This is a genomic window from Streptomonospora mangrovi, from assembly GCF_027604915.1.
GTDB classification, from domain to species: domain Bacteria; phylum Actinomycetota; class Actinomycetes; order Streptosporangiales; family Streptosporangiaceae; genus Streptomonospora; species Streptomonospora mangrovi.
On record NZ_JAJAQC010000004.1, the window covers coordinates 163,679 to 183,907 of the forward strand.

General features: G+C 76.6%; 17 protein-coding genes. 6 read left to right on the forward strand and 11 right to left on the reverse strand.

Annotated features, from left to right (window positions below):
* Positions 1–11: 11 nt before the first annotated feature.
* Complete coding sequence (locus LG943_RS03625; RefSeq protein ID WP_270070717.1) at positions 12–689, reverse strand: response regulator; 678 nt, start codon at positions 687–689, stop codon at positions 12–14.
* Positions 686–1,972 (reverse strand): sensor histidine kinase, encoded by a 1,287-nt coding sequence (locus LG943_RS03630; RefSeq protein ID WP_270070718.1) that lies wholly within the window; start codon positions 1,970–1,972, stop codon positions 686–688. The genes LG943_RS03625 and LG943_RS03630 overlap by 4 nt, the downstream gene beginning before the upstream one ends.
* 227 nt (positions 1,973–2,199) lie before the next feature.
* Between LG943_RS03630 and LG943_RS03635 the strand changes: the two genes are divergently transcribed.
* Positions 2,200–3,603, forward strand: a complete 1,404-nt coding sequence (locus LG943_RS03635; RefSeq protein ID WP_270070809.1) for an amino acid permease — start codon at positions 2,200–2,202, stop codon at positions 3,601–3,603.
* Here LG943_RS03635 and LG943_RS03640 read toward each other — a convergent pair.
* Positions 3,556–4,533, reverse strand: a complete 978-nt coding sequence (locus LG943_RS03640; protein WP_270070719.1) for an EamA family transporter — start codon at positions 4,531–4,533, stop codon at positions 3,556–3,558. The genes LG943_RS03635 and LG943_RS03640 overlap by 48 nt on opposite strands.
* 152 nt (positions 4,534–4,685) lie before the next feature.
* On the opposite strand from LG943_RS03640, the gene LG943_RS03645 reads away from it, so the two are divergent.
* From LG943_RS03645 to LG943_RS03655, 3 genes are all read left to right on the forward strand, one after another.
* Complete coding sequence (locus LG943_RS03645) at positions 4,686–5,324, forward strand: anthrax toxin lethal factor-related metalloendopeptidase (protein WP_179766026.1); 639 nt, start codon at positions 4,686–4,688, stop codon at positions 5,322–5,324.
* Positions 5,321–5,581, forward strand: coding sequence for a hypothetical protein (locus LG943_RS03650; protein ID WP_270070720.1), 261 nt, complete (start codon positions 5,321–5,323; stop codon positions 5,579–5,581). Before LG943_RS03645 ends, LG943_RS03650 begins: the two co-directional genes overlap by 4 nt.
* Positions 5,582–5,790: 209 nt before the next feature.
* Complete coding sequence (locus LG943_RS03655) at positions 5,791–6,348, forward strand: NUDIX domain-containing protein (RefSeq protein ID WP_270070721.1); 558 nt, start codon at positions 5,791–5,793, stop codon at positions 6,346–6,348.
* A 57-nt stretch (positions 6,349–6,405) separates the two neighbouring features.
* Here LG943_RS03655 and LG943_RS03660 read toward each other — a convergent pair whose 3' ends face one another.
* Positions 6,406–6,909, reverse strand: a complete 504-nt coding sequence (locus LG943_RS03660; protein WP_270070722.1) for an RICIN domain-containing protein — start codon at positions 6,907–6,909, stop codon at positions 6,406–6,408.
* A gap of 379 nt (positions 6,910–7,288) precedes the next feature.
* On the reverse strand, positions 7,289–7,642 hold the full coding sequence (locus LG943_RS03665) for an ankyrin repeat domain-containing protein (protein ID WP_408648537.1): 354 nt from the start codon (positions 7,640–7,642) through the stop codon (positions 7,289–7,291).
* A 411-nt stretch (positions 7,643–8,053) separates the two neighbouring features.
* Between LG943_RS03665 and LG943_RS03670 the strand changes: the two genes are divergently transcribed.
* Positions 8,054–8,590: a hypothetical protein gene (locus LG943_RS03670; RefSeq protein ID WP_270070724.1), complete on the forward strand. Its 537-nt coding sequence runs from the start codon at positions 8,054–8,056 to the stop codon at positions 8,588–8,590.
* Between the two features lie 562 nt (positions 8,591–9,152).
* On the opposite strand, the gene LG943_RS03675 is transcribed toward LG943_RS03670, so the two are convergent.
* The 5 genes from LG943_RS03675 to LG943_RS03695 all read right to left on the reverse strand — a co-directional run bounded on the left by LG943_RS03675 (position 9,153) and on the right by LG943_RS03695 (position 15,173).
* Positions 9,153–11,135 carry a hypothetical protein gene (locus LG943_RS03675; protein ID WP_270070725.1) on the reverse strand — a complete coding sequence of 661 codons (1,983 nt, stop codon included), beginning with the start codon at positions 11,133–11,135 and terminating at the stop codon, positions 9,153–9,155.
* Positions 11,136–11,169: 34 nt separating this feature from the next.
* The gene (locus LG943_RS03680; RefSeq protein ID WP_270070810.1) at positions 11,170–12,342 is read right to left on the reverse strand and encodes a site-specific integrase; all 1,173 of its coding nucleotides are present in this window, start codon (positions 12,340–12,342) and stop codon (positions 11,170–11,172) included.
* A gap of 277 nt (positions 12,343–12,619) precedes the next feature.
* Positions 12,620–13,156 carry a hypothetical protein gene (locus tag LG943_RS03685; RefSeq protein ID WP_270070726.1) on the reverse strand — a complete coding sequence of 179 codons (537 nt, stop codon included), beginning with the start codon at positions 13,154–13,156 and terminating at the stop codon, positions 12,620–12,622.
* A 65-nt stretch (positions 13,157–13,221) separates the two neighbouring features.
* Positions 13,222–13,533, reverse strand: coding sequence for a hypothetical protein (locus tag LG943_RS03690; protein ID WP_270070727.1), 312 nt, complete (start codon positions 13,531–13,533; stop codon positions 13,222–13,224).
* Positions 13,534–13,802: 269 nt separating this feature from the next.
* Positions 13,803–15,173, reverse strand: a complete 1,371-nt coding sequence (locus LG943_RS03695; protein WP_270070728.1) for an MFS transporter — start codon at positions 15,171–15,173, stop codon at positions 13,803–13,805.
* Between the two features lie 142 nt (positions 15,174–15,315).
* Here LG943_RS03695 and LG943_RS03700 point away from each other — a divergent pair, with 142 nt between their 5' ends.
* Positions 15,316–16,221 carry a LysR family transcriptional regulator gene (locus tag LG943_RS03700; protein ID WP_408648535.1) on the forward strand — a complete coding sequence of 302 codons (906 nt, stop codon included), beginning with the start codon at positions 15,316–15,318 and terminating at the stop codon, positions 16,219–16,221.
* A 119-nt stretch (positions 16,222–16,340) separates the two neighbouring features.
* Here LG943_RS03700 and LG943_RS03705 read toward each other — a convergent pair whose 3' ends face one another.
* Positions 16,341–19,904, reverse strand: coding sequence for a TM0106 family RecB-like putative nuclease (locus LG943_RS03705; protein WP_270070730.1), 3,564 nt, complete (start codon positions 19,902–19,904; stop codon positions 16,341–16,343).
* Between the last annotated feature and the right edge of the window lie 325 nt (positions 19,905–20,229).

Genomic DNA, 20,229 nt, shown 5'->3' on the forward strand with positions numbered 1-20,229 from the left:
TCACAAATCGGTCACACCGGACCGCGCGCGTCCGCGCCCGGGCGGATCAGGCCCGAGTCATAGGCCGCCACCACCGCCTGGGTGCGGTCGCGCACCCCCAGCTTGGCCAGGACGTTGGAGACGTGCGTCTTGACCGTCTCCACCCCCACCACCAGCGCCGCCGCGATCTCGGCGTTGGACATCCCCCGCGCCATCAGCCGCAGCGTGGCGCTCTCCCGCTCGGTCAGCGCCGGCACCCGGCCCGCCGGCCCCTCCCCCGCGCCCGGATCGGGCGCCAGCGCCTCGGCCAGCCGGCGGATGGCCGCCGGGAACAGCACCGAGTCGCCGCGGGCCACCAGCCGCACCGCGTCCAGGATGTCCTCGGGCCGGCTGCGCTTGAGCAGGAACCCGCTGGCCCCCGCCCGCAGCGCCCCGTACACGTAGTCGTCGTTCTCGAAGGTGGTCAGCACCACCACCGTGGGCGGGTCGTCCAACCGGCGCAGCAGCGCGCGGGTGGCCTCGATCCCGTCCAGGCCGGGCATGCGCACGTCCATCAGCACCACGTCGGGGCGGTGGCGCCGGGCCATGTCCACCACCCCCGCGCCGTCGGCCTCCTCGGCCACCACCTCCAGGTCGGGCTCGGCGGTGATGAGCGCGCGCAGCCCGGCGCGGACGAGGTCCTCGTCGTCGACCAGTGCGACCCGGATCATGCGGTGTCCTTCCAGGTGACGGCGGCGCGCAGCCGCCAGTGTCCGTCGGGCTCGGGACCGGCCGCCAGGGTGCCCCCCAGCAGCCGCAGCCGTTCGCGGGCGCCGCGCAGCCCCCGCCCGCCGCCCCGGCGCGGGGCGCGCGCACGCGGCGGCGCGGGGTTGGCGACCTCGGCCTCCAGGGCGCCCGGTGCCACGCGCAGCCGCAGGATGATGGGGCCGCCGACGCCACCGTGGCGCAGCGCGTTGGTGAGGGCCTCCTGGCAGACGCGGAACGCCTCGCGGGAGACGACGCCGGGCACCCGGGCCACCTCGCCCTCCACGGACGCCTCCAGGCGGGCGCCGGTGGCGCGGGTGGCCGCCAGCAGGCCCTCCAGGTCGCCCAGGTCGCGCTGGGGGGCGGTGCCGGCGCGCTCCTCGCGCAGCAGCCCCAGGACGTGGTCGAGGTCGGCGGTGGCGGTGCGGGCCTGGTCGGCGATGGCCTCCAGGGCCGAGCGGGCGAAGGCGGGGTCGGCGTCGATGACGCGGGCGGCGGCCCCGGCCTGGAGGGCCACCACCGACAGCGCGTGGCCGATGGAGTCGTGCAGCTCGCGGGCCAGCCGGTTGCGTTCGGCCAGGGCCTCCACGCGCTCCTGGGCGGCGGCCAGCCGCTCGGCGGGCGAGGGGCCCAGCAGCACCGGCGCCAGGCGCGCCATGCCCGCCCCCACCAGCGCCACCGCGTAGACAACCCCCGCCAGCAGCAGGGCGCCCACCAGCGGGGCCGCCAGCAGGCGCAGGCCGTGCACCGGGGGGCCGCCCAGCAGCCACACGGCCATGGGCATCACCTGCTCGGGGCGGGCGGCCAGCGGGGCCAGCGCCAGCCCGGCGGCCTCGGTGAGCCCGACCATGGTGCCCAGGCACACCGCGAAGCCGACGGTGAGGTGGGCCGCCAGCCACAGGCCGGTGCGCATGCGGGTGCGCCAGGTGGCGGGCTCGCCGGCCCGGTGGTCGGCCATGGGTCCGCCCAGCAGGGCGCGCGCCAGGTGGCCCTCCATCGTGCGCACCCCGGGGATCCAGGCGGTGGCCACCACGCCCGCCAGCGCCAGGGGGACGCCGCCCACCAGGGAGGGCGCGGCGGCCTCCTGGGCGTCCAGCAGCGCGGTGCCGCCGGTGAGCACCAGGGAGACCAGCACGGCGGCGGCCACCAGGTAGGGCAGCAGCACCACCCCGCCCAGGACGAGGTGGGCCCAGCGCGCGTAGGTCGCCGTGCTCAACAGGGGCGCGGCGATGCGCCGCAGCAGGTCCACGTCCTGATCCTGCCACGGCGGCGCGGCCGGCGGCCTCCCCCGGCCGGGGGAGGCCCGCTCCCCCGCCGCTCGCACCCGCGCGGTCGCGCCCGCACGCGCTTGTGCGGGTGCGGGTCGGCACCAGGAGTGGGGAGCCGATACCCTCGGTGGCCGTGACCGCCGAGCAGACACCCGCCCCCGCGCCCACCCGCACCGCCGGACTCGCCCACACGCTGCGCCGACGCCACATGGCGATGATCGCCATCGGCGGATCGGTGGGCGCCGGGCTGTTCATCGGATCGGGCGCGGTCATCAACGCCGCCGGACCCGCCGCGATCCTGTCCTACGCCCTCGCCGGAGCCCTGGTGCTGCTGACGCTGCGCGCCCTGGGCGAGATGGTGGTGGCCCGCCCCGCGGCCGGCTCCTTCTCCGACTACGCGCGCATGGCCCTGGGCCCGCGCGCCGGGTTCTGCATCGGGTGGCTGTACTGGTGGATGTACAGCGTGCTGGTGGCCGCCGAGGCGGTGGCCGGGGCCGCCACCCTGGCCGGGTGGGTGCCGCTGCCCGGCTGGCTGCTGTCGCTGGTGCTGCTGCTGGTGATGACCGGGGCCAACCTGGTCTCGGCGCGGGTCTTCGGGGAGACCGAGTCGGTGTTCTCGCTGATCAAGGTCGCCACCATCGTGGCCTTCCTGATCATGGGCGGGCTGTTCGCGCTGGGCCTGTGGCCCGGGGCGGGCGGGGCCACCGTGGACAACCTGTGGGTTCACGGCGGGTTCGCCCCCCACGGCTGGGGCGCGGTGCTGGCCGCCACCGTGGTGGTGCTGTTCTCCTTCGGCGGGGTGGAGATCGTGACGATCGCCGCCGGGGAGAGCGACGAGCCCGAGCGCAACGTCGCCCGCGCCGCCACCAACGTCCTGTGGCGCATCGCCCTGTTCTACGTGGCCTCCATCCTGGTGGTGGTGGCCGTGCTGCCCTGGAACGACGCCGAGGTGCTGGAGAGCCCGTTCGTGTCGGTGATGGAGCGGGTGGGGGTGCCCGGCGCGGCGCTGATCATGGAGATCGTGGTGTTCGTGGCCGTGCTCAGCGTCCTCAACGCCGCCCTCTACACGTCCTCGCGGATGCTGCACGTGCTCACCCGCCAGGGCGACGCCCCGCGCGGGCTGTCCTCGGTGGGCCGGCGCGGCGTGCCCACGCGGGCGATCCTGCTGGGCACCGCCGTGGGCTACGCCTCGGTCATCGGCAACTACCTGTGGCCCACCACCGTGTTCCCGTTCCTGGTGGCCTCCATCGGCGCGATCCTGCTGGTGCTGTTCATCACCATCGTGGCCTCCCAACTGGTGCTGGGGCGGCGGCTGCGCCGCCAGGAGCCCGAGCGGCTGACCTTCCGCATGTGGGGGTTCCCCTATGTGAGCTGGGCGGTGCTGGCCGGGCTGGTCTCGGTGATGGCGGCCATGGCCTACCTGCCCGAGCAGCGGCTGCCGCTGGCCGCCACCCTGGGGGCGCTGGCGGTGACGCTGGTGGCCTACGAGCTGCGCCGCCGCCTGGGCCGCACCCCGGTCACCCGCGAGCCGCTGGGCACCGGGGCGGCTCCCGACCGGGACGGCTCAACCGGAGGCGGTCCGGGCGGTCCCGCCCCGGCCGCCGGAGCCTGAGGCACCGGCGTCGGGCCCCGCAGCCGGGGCGGGCACGGCCCGCTGGGCGACGAACGCCCCGGCCACCACGATGACCGCCCCCAGCGCCTGTGGCGGGGTGAGCGCCTCGCCCAGCAGCAGCCAGGCCAGCACGATCGCGGTCACCACCTCCAGGTAGGCCACCGCGCCGGCCACCATCGGCGTCAGCCGGCGGATCGCCCCGACCCCGGTGGCGTAGGCCAGCGCGGTGGTCACCAGCGCCAGCCACACCACGCACGCCGCCGCCGGGACCTCGGCTCCGGCCACCTGCACGCCGCCCGCCAGGCGCTGCCAGGGCAGCGTCCAGGGCGCGGCGACGGCGCTGATGAGGACCGCGCCGATGAGCGCGCCGTAGGCCACCACCGCCATGGGGTCGACGTCGTCGCCGGCGGCGTCGCCCAGCAGGAAGTAGGCGGCCTGGCAGACCATCGCGCCCAGGGCCAGCAGCAGGCCCACCGCGTCCAGGCGCACCCCCGCCCACACCTCCAGCAGGCAGGACAGGCCGCCCACCGCCAGCACCACCCCGACCACGGCGGCGCGCGAGACGGGGCGGCGCCGCACGAACCGCACCCAGGCCAGCACCAGCACCGGCCCCAGGAACTCGATGAGCAGCGCCACCCCCACCGGGATGCGGTTGATGGCGGCGAAGTAGAACGCCTGCACCCCGGCCATGGGCAGGGCGCCGAAGGCCAGCAGCAGCGCGGGGTGGGTGCGCAGGACGCGGCGGTGGCGCACGGCCAGCGGCGCCAGCAGCACGGCGGCGCCGGCCACCCGCAGCCAGGTGACGTGGAGGGGGTCCAGGCCGGCCTCCAGCAGGGGGCGGGCCACCGGGCCCGAGCCGCCGAAGCACAGGGCGGAGGCCACCGCCAGGGCCAGGCCCGAGGCGCGGCGGCGCGGGTGCGCCTCACCCATGGCGGCGAGGGGACAGGACCGATGATCCGACCGGTGCGCCGGCCGGCGGGGGGAGCGGGGACATGGCCGAGAGCATAACGGCGGGGCGCTGGGCGCTTCCACGGCGGCCCGGGGTGCCCGCCTTGGGCGGGTGGGCGGTAGATTCAGCGGGCGTGCGACCTCGCGTTGAATGCGGCCCCCACCCTCCCGGGGTCGTCCCCATCCCCGACGACGGCCGGCGCCACCTGGGCCGGATGGAGACCGTGCTGCACCGCCAGTGGGCGGCCGGCACCCGACCCCACCCCACCGTCATCGGCCACATCGACGCCCTGGCCAACCTGCCCTTCCACATCGCCGACCGGGTGATCGACGAGGTGGAGGGCATCTACGTGGGCGAGGGCTCGGTGGTGGACCTGGACGGTTTGGGGCACCTGCGGGGGCGCCCCACCGACCCCGACGACCCCGCCTCGCGCACCTTCGACCGCTTCACCGGCATCTACCGCTACGGCGTGGTGGCCATCGGCGGGCGGCCCCACCAGTCGGTGTCGCTGGTGCTGCACGAGGTGGGCCACGTGCTGGACGTGGCCGACCGCATGATGTCGGAGACGCGGGAGTGGCGCGACCTGCACCGGGCGTGCCTGCCGCTGCTCAAGGCGGCCTACTGGCACAAGCGCGACGAGTGGTGGGCCGAGGCGTTCGCGCTGACCGCCGCGCACAAGGAGCACCTGCTGGTCTCGCACCTGGCCGGAGACGTCTCTCTGGCCTACGCTGTGATGGAGTACTTCGAGTACAACTACGGGGTGACACAGTGAGCGGCGTCTACGCCATCCGCTACCCGGACGGCACCATCCACGTCCCCGCGGCCTTCGCCGACCCCGCCGGCCCGGTGATCGCCTGCGGCATGGACGTGCTGTCCCCGGGCGATGCCGGCTACGACTTCTACGCCGCCCACGCCGTCTCGGCCGAGGAGTACGAGGAGCACCGCCGCGACGACCCCGCCGAGTCGGCGCGGCTGCGCGCGGAGTTCCGCAAGTGGTACGAGGCCCGGCACGGCCGCCGATCTGCCTGACGCGGCGAGTCGTCCCGTCCTTGCCCTCTCCCCCAGCCGGTCGCCCCGTTCCCGGGCGCCCGCAGCCGAGCGCAACCGGGCGAGCGCGGCCAGGGGTAGGCCTGTGGGGGGGCGGCGGCGGGCGAGTGGCACCCCAGGCGTTGCACCGCCCCGGGCACCCCGGCCGGTCGCCTCGCGCGCCGCGCCGTGCGGTGCGTAGGGTCGCGTCCATGGCCGACCACGCTGACACCAAGACCACCACCGGCATCGGGACGGGACAGGGCGCGGACGCGGCCCACGCCGAGCGCGAGCGCGCCTTCTACGACTCCCTGCCGCGCACCCGCAACGCCGCCGGGGCGCTGCTGACCACCGGCGAGGGCCGGGTGCTGCTGGTCAAGCCCACCTACAAGCCCGGGTGGTCGCTGCCGGGCGGGGTGGTGGAGCAGCAGGAGTCGCCGCTGGCGGCCTGCCGCCGCGAGTGCGCCGAGGAGCTGGGGTTCGTCCCCGCGCTGCGGGGACTGGTGTGCCTGGACTGGCTGCCGGGCGCGGGCCACCCCGACGGGCGGCCCGCGCTGATCCACGTCTTCGCCGGAGGGGTGGACGAGGCGGCGTTCGCGCGGGTGCGGCTGCCCGCCGAGGAACTGAGCGCGGTCATCCTGGCCGCCCCCGCCGAACTGCCCGACCTGCTGCCGCCGGGCCGCCTGCGCCGCGTGGAGGCCGCCCTGGCGGCCGGCGCCGCCGGAACCACCGCCTACCTGGAGGGCGGCCGGCCCGTTAGCTGGGGCTAGGACTCCGGGCGAAAGCGGGCTCGGCGGGTCAGGCGGGCGCCGCCGCGCCGCCCGGCGTCAACTGAGCGCCCATTCCTGCTGTGGGCGCCCCTCGGCGCACGTGGCCTGGACCACCTGGGCGCCGTTGGCGACGTCGGCGTTGAGGACCTCCAGACACTTGCCGCTGTGGCGGGCCACCAAGGCGAAGTAGCCGTTGGGGCGTTGGGCGAGCCGCCACTGCTGATTCATCCGGAAGCGGCCGGGCTGCTCCTCCACGCATTCCCACTGGTGGACGATGCCGCCTTCGGCGGTGCTGGCCTCCGCGACGTCCAGGCACTTGCCGCTGTGGCGGGCGCGGACGGTGTAGTAGCCGTCGGTTGTGGAGATGAAGTCCCACTCCTGGTTGGTCCGGTCGCTGTAGCAGTCCCACTGCTGCACCATGGCGCCGTTGTCCGGGCTCGCCGCCGCCACGTCCAGGCACTTGGCGGTGTGGTGGGTCGTGAGCCTGGCGTCGGTGAAGGGGGCGCGCAGCGGGGTGGTGGCGGCGTCTGCCTGAGCCGGGGCCGCCGACACAGCGGCCACCAACGCTCCGCCGAGGGCCAGAGCGCTGAGTGACGCGACGGCTTTTCGCCCTGATGTTTTCACGGGGGTTCTCCTCTGCCGTGCCGCCCCTGCTTGGTGGGGCGGCCCTGAGGAGATCCTTACTCGGAGTGCCGGATCTTGAACCGTCCGTGTCCATAGTTGGCCACAGAGGGTAATCGCGCCCCATGCCCGTTTTGCGTTGGAACGGTGGTCGTGCCTGGTCGGGGCGCTGGTGGGCGCGGGGCCCGCAACCGGCGGCGGATACGGCGCACTCCGGCCGTGGTTTTGGGGCGGGCTGGGTGAGGTCCAAGCCGCCGGCTGCTGCCGCACGGTGTCCGGCGCGGTGCTTCGCGGACGCGCGACACCGGCGGCGGCCGCGTCAGGGCGCGGCCGGGCCCTGCTCCTCGAAGCGGCGCAGATGGTGCTCCTTGTTGAACATCCGCGCGGCCTCCAGGGCCGAGGGCGTGCCCGCGTTCGGGTCGGCGCCGTGGTCGAGCAGGACCTCGACCACCGCGTCCTCGCCCTTGAACACCGCGCCCGCCAGCGGCGACTGCCCCCGGTCGTTGAGGCGGTCGACGTCGGCGCCGCGCTCGCACAACGCCGCCACGGCGGCCGCGTGGCCGTGGTAGGCGGCGAGCATGACCAGGGTGTCGCCCTTGTCGTTGGTCAGGTTGGGCGGCACGCCGGCGTCGAGGTAGGCGGCCAGCGCTTCGGTGTCGCCGCGGCGGGCCATGTCGAAGACGCGGGTGGCCAGTTCCACGACCTCGGGGTCCTCGGCCGGATCGGTGGGTGGTTGTGCTTCGCTCACGCCCTCCACCCTAGGGCGGGCGGGGCGCGGCACGCGCGGTGACGCACGGTAGGCGCCGCGCGGATGCGCCAACCGGGTGTGTCCGGCCCCGGCGGGTCCGCGACGGGCGGAGGTGGCGGTGCGCCGCGACGCCGCCACGGTGCGATACGTCACCCAGCGTGCCCGCTTTGCCCATTTGGCGACGAATGTCGCTATGGTGCTTCCTCAGTTCCGACCGGAGTGGCGATCCCGGGGAGACCCCGCGCGGGGCGGCCCCGCGCCGACCGGTCCCCGCGCTCGCGCGCGGCAGGGCCGGAACCGCGCGCCGCCGACTCCGCCGACACTGAGGAGAAGTTCGTGCGACATCTCGTGGGATTCCTCGTCGGCCTGATCCTGGCCCCGGTGGTCGCGCTGGGGACGGGCTGGGTCCTGCCCCGCTTCATCGACCTCGACGCCGACGGGCGGACCTTCGCCACCGCCGGCGGCCTGGTGGCGGTGGGCACGCTGGCGGTGGTGGCGCTGCTGGTGGGCCTGGCGCTGGCGCTGCCCCGGCTCACCCCGCTGCTGCCCGGCGTGGCCGGGCTCACCCTGGCCGGGCTGACCACCGCTCACCACCTGCGCCCCGACCTGGTGGAGCGGGTGCCCGCGCTGCCGGGACTGGAGGGGGCGGTGACGCTCCTGGAGCTGGGCGCCTACCTGCCGCTGGGACTGGCGCTGTTTTTGCCGATGCTGATCCCCTCGCGCTGGGCGGGCCGCGAGCGCCGCCCGGAGGTCACCGAGGAGGAGTACTTCGACGGCCTCTACGACGAGGACTACGAGGACCCCCAGCGCCCCCGGTGGGGTACCGCCCCCGACGCCGGCGGCCACCACCGGCGCGGCGCCGACGCCGGCTGAGGCGCGAGCGCGCCGCGCCGCCGATTTTCCCGCGCACCTTGGAATTGCGGGCGCGCGCCCCGGCCGCTTTTCCCGGGATTTTCCCGATGCCTTTCGTCGAACAATCCGACACGCGGCACCGGGCGTTTCCCCGGCATTTTTCCCGGAAGGCGTCCGCGGTTCGCGAAAAAAGGAGGGTTCCGCCGAGAATAGGCGCCGCACCCGTGGTTTGGCGCACATGGGCGCGGTAGGCGGCGATGCGCGCGGGTTGGGCCGCATTTCGCCGCCCGCCCGTGGGAGCGGGCGAGGACGGCCGTGGCGGCCGGGGCCCGGCCCGGACCAGCGGGCAGGGACGGGGTTTCGGCCACCCGCCGCCGAGGGCGTTCCCCTCCCCCCGCGCGGGACCCGCCGGCCCGGTCAGTGGCGGGGCCGCCGCCGCTCAGCGCGACCCGCCTGTTCCCCCAGTCCGGCCCCCCGAGACACCGGCCGCGCCGCACCGCCGCGTGAGCGGCGAGACTTCAGCGACTCCGGCGCGTCGTCCTCCAGCACGCCACCTCCGGCGGGCCGGGCGTGGCCAGCCGCACTACAGCCAGGTGGGGCCCCAGCCGCGGTTGTCCGACACCCCGGGGGGCAGGGGCGGGAGCAGGCCCGCGCCCGGCGGGCCGTCAGCGGAGGGGGTGCTCTCGGGGGCCGTGCTCGACTCTCCGGGGTCGGTCTGAGCGCCCGCAGCGGGCTGCTGGGCGGCCTGGGCCGCCAAGTCCGCCCCCGAGGTCGGGGCGGGCCGCTCCGGGCCGGTGCCGGCGTCCTCAGCCGCCTCGGCGCGCTCGGCGTCCTCGCGCCCCTCCTGGCCGCCGGTCCAGTCCTCGTGGGCGCCCGGCCACGGGGCCGGGCGGGCCACGGCCCGCGCCTGCGCCTCGGCCGGCGGCGCCTCCTCGGTGTGGGCCGCGCTCCCCCACGGGCGGGGGCCGGGCTCGCGCTGTTCGTGCCCGTCGGGCTCGGCGGCGGCGCGCGCCTCCCCCGCGTTGGAGCCTCCGCCCGGCCATTCGCCCCACTCGCCCCAGGCGAGGGGGGCGCCCTGGGCACCACCGGGCTCCTCGGCGGCGCGCGGCCCGGGGGCGGCGGCCTCGGCGCCGGACTCCCCCGGCCCGCTCAGCACGTCCCGGCCCTGGCCCTGGGCCTGCGACTGGTGCACCTGGTCCTGCCCCTGGTCCTCGCCGCGCTCGGGCGGCGGCCAGGCGCCGGCGAACGGGTTGGCGGCGGGCTCAGGCTCCGCGCGCTCGGCCGCGCCCGCCTCTCCCACTCCGCCCGCCTCGCCCGCCTCACGCCCAGGCGCGAGCGGGGCGCCCGCAGGTCCGGGATCGGCCCCGGGCGCGGAGGTCTGGCCGAAGGAGTCGGGGCCGGGCGCCCCGGCCGCCTCGGCGCCGCCGGGCGGCGTGGTCGGCGCGAACAGCCCGGCCCCCTCCGAAGCCACGTCGCCCTCGTCGTCCTTGTCGTCCTCGGCGGACATGGCCGCCTCCATCGACTGCCCCGGCACCGCGCGGCCCCACCAGCGCGCCGCCTCCTCGGCCGAGACCTCCTCCTCGACCTCCAGCCACCCGCGCACGTGGGGGTGGCGCCGCCCGGCGGTCCAGGAGCGCTCGTAGGGCTGGGGCTCCAGCACCAGCACGCGCTCGCCCTCCACGGTGGGGATGTCAGCGGGCACGCCCTCGTTCCACACCCACGATCCGTCCAGCGCCACCAGGTTCCACCAGCCCCGGACGACACGCGCCTCGGGGTCGGGCGCGGAGTCGCGGAAGGAGGCGGTCCAGCGGGGGTCGGGCCGCCGTCCGGGCAGGCCGCGCCCCTCGGGGCCGATCAGGGCGTCGGCCAGCAGGGTGTGCAGTTGGAAGTTGTCGCCGATGCCGTCGAAGAGCACGCGAAAGCCCCGGCCGGTGGCGCGGTCCAGCACCAGGGCCGAGGTCGCCTCGGACATGCGCAGCAGTTCGCGCACCTCGTCGAACTCCGGCAGGGCCGAGCGCAACTGGTTGGCGATGGCCACCAGTTCGGCGCGCAGGCCGGGGTCGGCGCGCACGGCGTTGCGCACCGACGCCTCGCTGAGCATGGTCTTGGCGGCCAGGCCGTGGCGGCGGATGGTCCACCAGCACAGCGTGGCCGTGGGGGCGGACTCCCCCAGCTCGGCGCTGACGCGCTCCTCGGCGGCCGAGGTGACCTCGTCGGGCTCGGGCGGGGGACCCGAGCCGGTGCGCTCCCAGGCGTAGAGGAAGACGGCGGCGCCCTGGCCCATGCTGCGCAGCAGCCGCACGACCTCGATGCCGCAGGAGCCGGGGTCGGTGCCCATCTCCACCAGCGCCCCGGCGACCACGGCCAGGTCGGCGGTGACCCCGGGGACGGTCTGGCCGCCGCCCAGGAAGGGGCCCAGCGCCTCCAGCGCCAGCTCGCGCTCCTCGGCCGGGACCTGGGAGGCCAGGTGGTAGACCTGGTGGACCGCTGCGGGGAACCGCTGCGGGTCGGTCGCGACCGAGGCGTCGATCAGCTCCTGGAACGCGGCGCGAAACTCATCGATCACGCACGCATCTTGACATATATCGGGCGTCGGCGCGTCACAGGCCCAACCGGGTCACCGCGTTGTCCTCCAGGGGGTTGGCGGTGCGGATGTAGCCGTGCACGGTCTGGGCGTTGCTCCAGCGGCCCTGGCGCATGATCTCGCGGTCGCCGGCGCCGCCCAGGGCGGCCTGGGTGGCGAACCCGGCGCGCAGGGAGTGGCCGCCGAAGTCGTCGGGGTCCAGGCCGGCGCGGCGGGCGTAGCGCTTGACGAGTTCGGCCACGGCCCGGCCCGACAGGGCGGTGTCCTTGAGGTGGCCGTGGCGGTCGACGGCGACGAACAGGGGGCGGGCGCCGCCGTCGGCCAGGTCGGTGCCGGTGTAGGTGTGGCAGCGGTGCAGGCCGGGTTCGCGGGCGGGGGCCGCCAGCAGGGCGCGCACGCCGGGGGTGCCGGCGTCGCGGTGGGCCTCGCGCACGTCGGCCCAGTCGGCGAAGGCGCACAGCGGGCAGGTGTGGGGGCGGCGCCCGCGCGGCAGGGCGACCCGGTCGGCGCGGCGCCCCTCCTGGTCGGTCTTGGTGGCGCCCAGGCGCACCAGCAGCAGCGGCTCGCCGGTTCGGTAGTCGGTCTCCAGGGTGACGTCGTCGTAGGTGAGGGCGGCCACCTCGCTGCGGCGCAGCGCTCCGGCGAACCCGGTGAGCAGGAGCGCGGCGTCGCGGCGCCGGGCGGCGCCGTGGGGATGCTCGGCGGCGGGCAGGTGGGCCAGCAGCTCCTCCAGGGTGGCCAGGAGCAGGGGGCGCTTGCGGCGGGGGGCGGCGCGGCGGCTGCGGCGGATGCCGCGCAGCGTCATGCGCACCACGTCGGAGCGGGTGGGCGAGGCCAGGCCCTGGGCGCCGTGGACGGCGGCGATGGCGGCGGCCTTGCGTTCCAGGGTGGAGGGGGCCAGCGCCCAGCGGCCGGGGTCGCGTGGGTGCACGGTCTCGGCGGCGGCGGCGAGGTAGACGGCGACGTCGACGGGGTCGGCGGGCAGGGCGCGGCGGCCCTCGGCGGCGCACCAGGCGCTGAAGGCGATCCAGTCGGAGCGGTAGGCGCGCAGCGTGTTGGCCGACTGGGCGGCGGAGAGGTAGCGGCCCAGGGCGGCGGCCTGGGTGTCGTCGAAGCGGCGGCGGACGTCGGCCAGCGCGCGCTCGTCGATGAGGACGCTGTGGGGGCCGGCGGCCAGGCGCCGCAGCACGGGGGCGGGGACGGCGGCGACCTCCCCGCCCGCCTCGCCCGCGTCACCGTCGGCATCGGCGGCATCGGCGGCGAAGGCCGCCACAGCGGCGGCCGGCGCGGCGCCGTCGCCACCCCCTGCGCCGTCAACGGCGTCGTCGGGGGCGCCGGGCGGGGCGCCCGCCGCCCGCGCGGCGGGCGCGGGGCCGCTGGGGGCCGGGGTGTCCTCATGGGTGCTCGGGGTCTCCACGGGCACCCATGATGGCCCATCGCGGCTCGCGGCCGTGGGCGGCGCGGCGCTACCGCCCGCCGGAGGGCGGCTCGGCGGTCAGCCCGGTGCGGACGGCGTCGAACAGTTCGGCCGGGGAGGCCAGCAGGAACAGCGGCACCGCCGAGACCACCAGGGCCGCTCCGAACAGCAGGGCCGCGATGCGGCGGCGCATCAGCACGGCGGCCGCCGCCCCCGCCAGGGGCACCCCCAGCGCGCACACCAGCAGCCCCAGCAGGTACCAGGCGGTGGCGCGCATGCCGGCGCCCGCGGCGGGTTCGCCCACCAGCGCGAACCCCTCGGCCAGGAAGAACACCAGGAACAGCGGGGACCCCAGCAGCCACACCGCCGCCAGGACGATCCACACCGCCACGGGCCAGCGGCGGCGGTCGTCCAGGACCACCGGGGTGCGGCTGACGCGGCGGCGCGGGGCGGCGGCGCCGTCCTCGGCCGGCGGCGCGGCCGGGGCCGCGCTGTCGGGGTCGCGGTCCTGGGTGGCGGCGGCCGGCGCGCCGGCCCGCGCCGGGGCGCGGCCGGCGGGGCGGCGCTTCCTCTTCTTGGGCGACACGGGTCCTCCGTGGGGCGGGTGATCGGGCTGGCCCCAACGTAGCGGCCGCGCGGAGGTGGCCGGGACTAACCGATGGCCAGGTGGATGGCGGCGACGTAGACGACCGGCCAGCCCAGCAGCGCCAGCGACCACAGGGCGGCGCGGCGGTCACCGGCGACGGTGGTGATGGCGGCGGCCAGCAGCGGCAGGCCCACCGAGACGCTGAAGCCCAGGGTGTACCACTCGGCCGCCGACTCGCTGCCGGCCGAGATGGCCCTGAGGTAGCCGACGGGCCCCAGCACCAGGCACAGGACGCCCAGCAGGCCGGCGGTGATCCGGACCCCCAGCGGGTGGCGGGTGTTGCGCGCCGATCGGTCTCCGTTCTCTATAGGCGTCAACGGGGGATCCTTCTCCCAACAGGACGGCCGCCGCCGGGGCGGCGGGCGGTGCGGACGGGGGGCGGGCACGTGGCGCCCCCGCGGGGCGCGGGCGGGCCGCGGTGCCTCCGCTCCGATTGTCGGGCATGTCGGGAGTGGTCGGCGCGGCCTCGGTGCCCTACCGACATCCAACTCCGCCCGCGCCCGATGATCAAGGGTTTGCCCGGGCGGGGCGGAGCGGTGTGGCGGGGATGACCCGCGCCGGCGGCCGGCGGGCGGCCGCGCCGGCCTCAGCGGTGGGCGGCGTGCTCGGCGGGCAGGGTGCCCGGGGCGGCCGGGAAGGTGTCGCGGCGCGGCAGGGTCAGCGCGCACACCGCCATCAGCGCGGGCAGGACCAGCGCCCACATGAACGCCGCGCCGTAGCCGCCGGCGGCCACGGCCACCGTGTTGAGCAGGGCCAGGCCGATCGCGCCGCCCAGTTGGGAGGAGGTGTTCTGCATGCCCCCGGCCAGGCCCTGCTCGTCGCGGGGCACCCCGGTGGTGGCGGCGATCAGGGAGGGCGCGTAGCTGAGGCCGCCGCTGACGCCCATGAGGACCACGCCGGGCAGCACATGGGTCCAGTAGGAGCCGCCCTCGGTGATGAACATGAGGGCGGCCAGGGAGCAGGCGGTGGCCGCGGCGGCGGCCAGGAACATGGTGCGCACGCCGACCTTGGCGGCCATGGCGCCCGAGCGGGTGGACAGCAGCACGATGACGGCGCTGGCCGGGATCAGCCCCAGCCCGGCCTGGGTGGCGCTCATGCCCAGTTCGTTTTGCATGTAGAAGCTGCTGAACCAGTTGACGGCGTGGACGGTGGGCACGCCCAGCACGGTGAACAGGTTGGCCACGCGCACGTAGGGGTTGGCCAGCAGGCCCAGGCGCACGATGGGCTGGCGCACGCGGCGCTCGACCACGACGAAGGCGGCGATGAGGCCGGCGCCGGCCACGGCGAAGAGCATGACGGTGAGGTCCACGCCGTCCTCGGCGGTGACGGCGGCGGTGACGATGGAGACCGCGCCGCAGGTCAGCAGCAGGGCGCCGCCGATGTCGATGCGGCCGGGGGCGCGGGCGGGGTCGCGCGGCAGCAGCCAGACCACCGCGACCAGCAGCACGATGGCGGCGGGGACGTTGATGAGGAACACCCAGCGCCACCCGGCGAGGTCGGCGACGACGCCGCCCAGCGCGCTGCCGGCCAGGGTGCCGGCGGTGCCCACCGCGCTCCAGATGCTCAACGCGCGGTTGCGGGCCAGGCCCTCGGGGTAGCGCGTGGTGACCATCGCGAAGGCGGCCGGGGAGGCGAAGGCGGCGCCCAGGCCCTGGGCGGCGCGGCCGGCGAAGAGCAGCGCGGGGGTGTCGGCCAGGCCGCACAGCAGCGAGGCGGCGGTAAATAGGGATAGGCCGGCAATGAGGGTGATGCGGTGACCGAAAAGGTCTCCGGTGCGGCCGCCGACCACCAGGAAGCCGCCGAAGGCCACCAAGTAGGCCGCACCCACCCACGGCAGATTCGCTTCGTCGACGCGCAAATCCGCGGCGATTGCGGGCAGGGCCGTGACCACGATCGCGTCGATCATGAGCAGGACTTGGACGAGGCAGAGCAGAGGCAAGAAGAAAAGGCGGCTCATGTTTCCGATAGTGCCGTCAATTGTTTCCAGGCGTCCAACACCATTCTTGGCACCATTCACGCGGTTGCGTTGTTAATCTCGGCACGTGTACTCCGACATTCATCCACGCCTGCTACGGACATTCGTCGCCGTTGCGGAGGAATTGCATTTCGGCCGGGCGGCCGGGCGCCTCTACGCGGCGCAGCAGTCCGTCAGCCGCGACATCAGACGCCTGGAGCGCGACCTGGGCGTGCACCTGTTCACCCGCAGCACCCGGGCGGTGGGGCTGACACCGGCCGGGGAGCGGCTGCTGCCGCGCGCCCGCCGGCTGCTGGCCCTGCACGACGAACTGGTGGCCGACGCCAGCGCCCAGCGCCGCCCGCTGCTGGTGGACATCAACAACCCGGGCGCCACCGCCGGCACGGTGCTCAACGAGGCCCGCCGCATGGCGCCCGAGGCCGAACTGATGGCGCGCTTCCACGGCGGGCTGACCGCCAGCGCCGAGGAGATCCTGGCCCACCGGCTGGATGTGGCCTTCGGCCGGGTCGCCGGGTTGGAGCCCCGCGTGCGCACCTGGCTGCGCCAGGTGCCGGTGCGCCTGGAGCCGCTGGGGCTGATGCTGGTGGAGGACCACCCGCTGGCCGGCTGCGAGCGCATCGCGCTGCCCGCCCTGGCCGGGCGCCACCGCGTCGACGCCATGATGGGCAGCCCCGAGACCGCCGAGTGGACCGACCTGGGCCGGCGGCTGCTGGCCGAGCGCGGCATCACCATGGCCCCGCCGCGCACCCGGCCCACCGGCGCCGAGGAGATGGCGCTGTACATCCGGCGCCACCGCGACCCGGTTCTGGTGAGCATGCAGCTACCGCCGGCGGCCGGCACGGTGGTACGCCCGCTGGTGGACCCGGTGCCGCTGAGCCTGGTCAGCATGGTCTTCGACAGCGCGCTGCGCCACCCGGGCCTGGACGCGCTGCTGCGGGCCGCCGAGAAGCTGGCCGCCGCCGAGGACTGGATGCGCCGCCCCGCCGGTGCCTGGCTGCCCGCCGAGGACGCCGCGCTGCTGCCCGAGTGAGGCCGCGCGCCTTTCGCCGCGCCCCCCTGAGCCCCCACCAGGGCCGCCGCAGCCCCACACGCCGTCCCCGTTCCGGTGGCGTGGCAGCGGCGCGCACGGCCCGCGCGGCGCCGTTTCCGTCAGCGCGGCCGCGGCCAGGGCCGCGCCCGCTCGCACAGGCCGGCGAACCCGGCCAGCACCCGCAGCTCGGCCACCGAGCGCGGCGCCGAGGCCGCCAGGTGGGGGGAGTACACCAGCACCGCCACGGTCTGGGCGCGCGAGAGCGCCACGTTGAGCCGGTTGCGCGAGAGCACGAAGTCCAGCCCCCGGGGGGCGTCCAGGGCGCTGGAGACGGTCATCGAGCAGATGACGGCCGGGGCCTCCTGGCCCTGGAAGCGGTCGACCGTGCCCACCCGCACCTCGCCCAGCCCGGCCGCCTCCAGCGCCTGGCGCAGCGCCCGCACCTGGAGGTTGTAGGGCGCCACCACCAGGATGTCCTCGCCGGTGATCTCGCGCGGGGCGGTGGCGCCGGGTTCGCGGTAGGAGCGGCCCACCAGGCCGGCGGCGGCGCCCACCACGGCGGCGACCTCCTCGGGGCTGTGGGTGGCGCGCCCGGTGTGGGCCACCGGCAGCGCGTAGAGGCCGGGCTCCACCCCCGACATGGCGCGTTCGGCGGCCACCGGGTGGGCGGTGAGGCGGCCCCGGTAGGACAGGTGGGACACCGGCGCGCACACCGCCGGGTGCATGCGGCGGGTCTGGTCCAGGAAGTAGCCCAGGGAGGGGTCGATGATCTCGGCGCCGCCGACCAGGTGCTCCAGCGCCGAGGAGGCCGCGCCGGGGGCGTGGGCGCCCTGCACCACCTGCGGGAGCTGCTGGGGGTCGCCCAGCAGCACCAAATCGCGGGCGGCGGCCGAGACGGCGAGGGTGTCGGCCAGCGCGAACTGCCCGGCCTCGTCGATGATGAGGACGTCCAGGGGGTCGGCGGTCATCGCCTCGTTGGCGAAGTTCCAGGCGGTGCCGCCCACGAGGTGGCCCCCGGGGCGGCCGGCGCGCCAGGCCGCCAGCTCCTTGGGGCTCTTGGGCTGGTCCCAGGGGGCCTTGGGGTCGGGCTTCTTGGCCGGGCGCTTGGCGCAGGGCAGGTCCCGGCCGGCGATGCGGGCCGCCTGCACGGCCGAGGCCAGCACGTTCTCCACGGCCTTGTGGCTGGTGGAGCACACGCCCACGGTGCGGCCGGCGGCCACCAGGTGGGTGATCAGCCGCGCGGCCAGGTAGGTCTTGCCCGCGCCGGGCGGCCCCTGCACCGCCAGGTAGGAGCCGTCCAGGGCGTCGACGGCGGCGATGGCGGCGGCCACCAGGTCGCCGCCGTGGTCGGCGGGGTCGGGCAGGGGCGCGCCGGTGCGGGTGCGCGGCGGGGTGCGGCGCAGCACGTCGATGCCGGCGGAGGCGGGCAGGTGGGGCAGGTCGGCCAGCGCGGCCTCGGCCAGCCCCCACAGGGCGGTGTCCTTGGGCGAGGAGCGCACGGGGGCGCCCGGCAGCACCGCCGCCGGCGCCCGCGCGTAGGTCTGGCCGGGCGCGGAGGTCTCGACCAGGGTGAGGCGGTCGGCGGAGGCGGTCTCGACCACGGCGTCGACGGTGTCGGCCTCCTGGCCGGGCGCGCCGGGGTAGAGCAGGCGCACGCCGTCGCCGGTGGTGAAGGGGTGGGGGCGGGCGGGGTCGGCGCGCAGCTCGATCTCGCGGCGCAGCTTGCGCTGGCGCCCGGTGGGCTCCTGCCAGTCGCCCACGCGCGCCCGCACCGGCACCAGGCAGTCGTTGTCGGCCTCCAACTCCTCCATGGGCGCCGAGACGCGGCGGAAGTAGTCCCACCAGGAGGGGTTCTCCTCGCGGCGGTAGTAGCCGGCCAGGGCCGCCAGCAGCGCGCGGGCCCGCTGGTCGGGGGTGCGCTCGGCGGGGTCCTCGGGCACGCCGGCCAGCAGCGGCTCGGTGAGGGCGCGCAGCCGCGCCTCCTGCTCCTCGCGGCGGCGCCGCCGCTCGGCGGCGGCCTCGTCGGCGTCCTCGGCGCTCAGCTCGCCCTGGGCGGCGGGGCGGGCGGTGATGCCGTGCTCGGTGCGCAGGCCCTCCAGCCAGGCGCGCAGCCGGGCGGTGGAGACGCAGTCGTCGCGGTTGTAGTCGGCGATGGCGCGCAGCACCTTGTCGGCGCGCTCGGACTCCCCGGCCTCGGCGGCCGACAGGTAGTCGGCGTAGGCGTCGATGCTGGAGGTGGCGGTGGTGACCTCGCCGGAGCGGCCGCCGCCCAGGTAGAGGGGTTCGAGGTACTTGATGGAGTAGGAGCGCTGGGAGACCCGCAGGCTCTTCTTGACGGCGGTGAACAGGTCGACCAGGCGGCGGTGGCGCAGGAGTTCGTCGACCTCGCTCTCACGGGTGGCGAAGGCGGCGGCCAGCAGCTTGAGCCGGTCGGCCTCATAGGAGGCGTAGTGGTAGACGTGGGCGCCGGGGTCGGCGTCGACGCGGGCGCACACGAAGTCCACGAACTCCTCGAAGGCGCGCTTCTCGGCGGCGCGGTCGTGGGCCCAGAAGGCGTGGAACTCCTCGGCGCCACCGTCGCCGTCGAGGGTGACCGCGCCGAACAGGTACTCCAGGCCGCGGCCGTCGGCGCCGTCGAAGTAGGGGTAGCCCTCCATGTCGAAGAACACGTCGCCGGGGCTGGGGGCGGGCAGCCCGGCCAGTCCTTCGGGGGCGTAGACCTCGGCGATGACGGTGCCCTGGGGGTCGGCGGCGGTGCGGGTGGCGTCCTGGCGCACCTGGAGCGCGGCCTGGTCGCGCAGCCGCCGGAAGGAGTGGCGCGGCATGGCGGGCGGGCGGTCGTCCTCGTCGGCGCAGGCCAGGGCGTCGATGGTGGCGATCCCCGACTCCGCCAGGCGGCGGGCCTGGTCGGTGCGCAGGCCGGCGACCAGGGACAGGTGGCGGGCCTCGGCGCGCCCGGCGGCGCACTGGGCGGCGTAGCCGCAGCCCTCGCAGGCCGGGCGGGGCTCGCCCCACAGGGGGTCGGGCAGGCGGGCCGGGTGGCGCAGCCGCTCCAGCAGGCGGGCGCGGACCCCGGCCAGGACGGGGGCGAACTCGGCGACGCGGTGGGTGTGGACGGCGCGGTCGCCGGTGAGCAGGTGCATGTGCTCGGGGGGTTCGGGGGCCAGGCGGGAGAGCGCGTCGGCGTAGGCGGTCAACTGGAGCACGGCCGAGGGGCCGGGGCGGCGGGCGAGCTTGGTGTCCCAGGGCTCGTATCCGGCGGGACCGGGGGTGCGGCGGGCGCCGGTGGCGGGGTCCACGGCGGTGCTGATGAGGAAGTCGGCGCGGCCGTGGAAGGAGATCCCCTCCTCCAGCGGCTCGTAGAAGCAGCCCTGGTAGACGACGGCGGCGCCGGCGCGCATGGCCTCGGCGGTGGCGCGGGCGGCTGCGCGCATGGCGTCGTGGGTGGGGGCGGGGTCGGGCACGGCCACGACGTCGTCGCCGAACAGGCCGCGCAGCCGCTCCAGTTCGGCCTGCTCGTGGGCGGCGCCGTGCTGGGCGATCAGGGGGTCGAGTTCGCTGGGCGCGGGCGCGCCGGGGAGGTCGCAGGCCAGGGCGTGGCGCAGGGCGCTGCGGTGCTCGCACTCCATGGAGTCCACGAGGTCGGTGGGCGAGACCACCAGTCCCGTCTCGTTGCGAAACACCCGCCTCACCTCTCCCCTGGGCCGACCTTCGCGCATTCTGCCACGCCCGACCCACAAGAAAGCCCGAGTCGCGCCCCGCGCGTCGCGGCGGCGCGCGGAGGGAGGGGTGAAGCGAAGGGAAAGGGAGGGGTGCGCGCGGCCGTGGCCCCCCCGGGCGGGCCCCGGCGGGGCCCGCGGTCTCGCTAGGGGAATGGGGGGGGGGCCGGGGGCGGGCCCCGCCGGGGCGGCCCCGGGGGGGCCCCGGCGGCCCGGTCGGAAGGGGGCCAGGGGCCGGCGGGCGGCCAGCAGGGCGGGGACCGGGGCTGTTCGGAGGCCGGGTCCGGGC